3 protein-coding genes are annotated in these 1,856 nt (G+C 52.7%); all 3 read left to right on the forward strand.

Annotated features, from left to right (window positions below; genetic code table 11):
- A partial coding sequence (locus tag ONB24_02125; protein ID MDZ7314899.1) for a TetR family transcriptional regulator occupies positions 1 to 196 on the forward strand: 196 nt, incomplete at its 5' end.
- A gap of 63 nt (positions 197 to 259) precedes the next feature.
- Positions 260 to 1,447: a tRNA 4-thiouridine(8) synthase ThiI gene (gene thiI / locus ONB24_02130; GenBank protein ID MDZ7314900.1), complete on the forward strand. Its 1,188-nt coding sequence runs from the start codon at positions 260 to 262 to the stop codon at positions 1,445 to 1,447.
- Positions 1,448 to 1,543: 96 nt separating this feature from the next.
- Positions 1,544 to 1,856, forward strand: a 313-nt coding sequence (locus ONB24_02135; GenBank protein ID MDZ7314901.1) for a tRNA-dihydrouridine synthase family protein, incomplete at its 3' end; no start/stop codon positions are given.

Raw genomic sequence — 1,856 nt, forward strand, 5'->3', positions numbered from 1 at the left:
AGAGGCTTTTTTGGAAGGTCAGCGTGCCGGAATCTTTCGGACAGACGTTCCGCCAACGATTTTTAAGCAGACCGTTTTCGGTGCCCTCGATCAAATTTCAACCAATTGGATCCTCTCCAAATCTAAAAAAATCGACCTTGCAGCAGCCGGCGAATGCGTCGGCAAAATTCTGCTCGAAGGAGTGTTGATTAGATAGACGGTCACATCCGACCCGCAGGGGTCGGATTTTTTTTCTCCTGACGATATTGTTGAAAAAAGGATGATCAGCAACGAGGATCAGCTTTTCATCATCCATCACAGCGAAATTGCGCTGAAAAAGGGTAATCGCTCTTTTTTTGAATCTCGTTTGCGGCAGGCGATGCGCCGCGCCTTTGCCGATATCAAAGGCGTACGCATCCTCAACGAATACGGCCGTATGTTTGTCTACCCGCCTGCTGAGACCGACCTGGATCTGTTGCTCTCCCGACTGCAAAAAGTCATCGGCATTGCCGAGATCCGCGTCGCCCATCGCGGTTCTCCTGATCCCGATGAGCTCAAGCAGCAGGTTTTAGAACAGGTGCGTAATCTGACTTTCGAGAGCTTTTGCGTCGACACCCGTCGAGCCGACAAGTCGTTTCCCCTGACCTCAGTCGAAATAAACCGCCTGGTCGGCGCCGAGGTGCATGACCGCCTGGGAAAGCGCGTGGATTTGCGCAATCCCGAACTAACCGTTAAAATCGAAATCTTTAACCGCAAGGTCTATTTTTCGGTCAAATCCGTACCCGGAGAGCGAGGCCTGCCGATCGGCAGCACCGGAAAAGTGCTCAGCTTGATTTCTTCGGGCATCGATTCACCGGTTTCTTCTTTTCTAATGATGAAGCGCGGCTGCAGCGTTGCTTTTGTTCATTTTCACAGCTTTCCCTTTACCGAAAAAAGCTCTTACTACAACGCCGTGGAACTGGTCAAACGGCTCAATATCTATCAATATCAATCCAAACTCTATTTGGTGCCCCTGGCCGAACTTCAGCGGGCGATCATCCTTTCCGCACCGACAAAACTACGCATTGTGCTCTATCGCCGCATGATGCTAAGACTGGCGGAAAGGATAGCGGTTCGTGAGGGGTGCCGCGCCCTCATTACGGGAGACAGCCTCGGGCAGGTGGCTTCGCAGACTTTGCCCAATATTGCCGCCATCTCCGAGGCCGTCCGCATGCCGATCCTTCGGCCGCTCATTGGTATGGAAAAAGATGAAATCATCCGCATCGCCAGAAGAATCGGCACGTATGAGGTTTCTACCGAACCCTACGACGACTGCTGCAGCTTTATGGCGCCGCCCAATCCGGAAACCAACGCCGGAATCGCCGAGGTGCAGGAAGCAGAGAAAAATCTCGGCGACTATCAAGCTCTGCTGGAAGAAGCTCTGGCGAAAACCGAAATCCGACGCTTTTGTTACCCCGAAGCCTCGTGATCACGCCGTTCGTTCCGATTCAACGAATCGGAAACCCTTGCATGCTTGCCGTTAATAACTTATATTAACTTTGTGATTTTCAACGGGGAAAAATATTTGGCGCTTGCGCCTCTGGCAGGCTGGTCTGATTCTCCATTTCGGCAACTCTGCCGGGAATTCGGCGCCGATCTTGTCTACTCCGAAATGATCAGCGCCGACGGTGTGGTGCGCAATCAGGCAAAGACCTTAAAGTTGGCGGAATTTGTCGAGTCGGAACGGCCGATCGGCTTGCAGGTTTTCGGCGCCGAACCGGAAACCGTCGCCGAGGCTGCCCGTATCTTGGCTCAATTAAAGCCGGACTTTATCGACCTGAACTTTGGTTGCCCGGCCAAAAAGGTGGTTCGTCGAGGCGCCGGCTCTGCGCTGCTCA

It is taken from the genome of candidate division KSB1 bacterium (genome assembly GCA_034505495.1).
Taxonomy (GTDB): Bacteria; Zhuqueibacterota; Zhuqueibacteria; order Residuimicrobiales; family Krinioviventaceae; genus Fontimicrobium_A.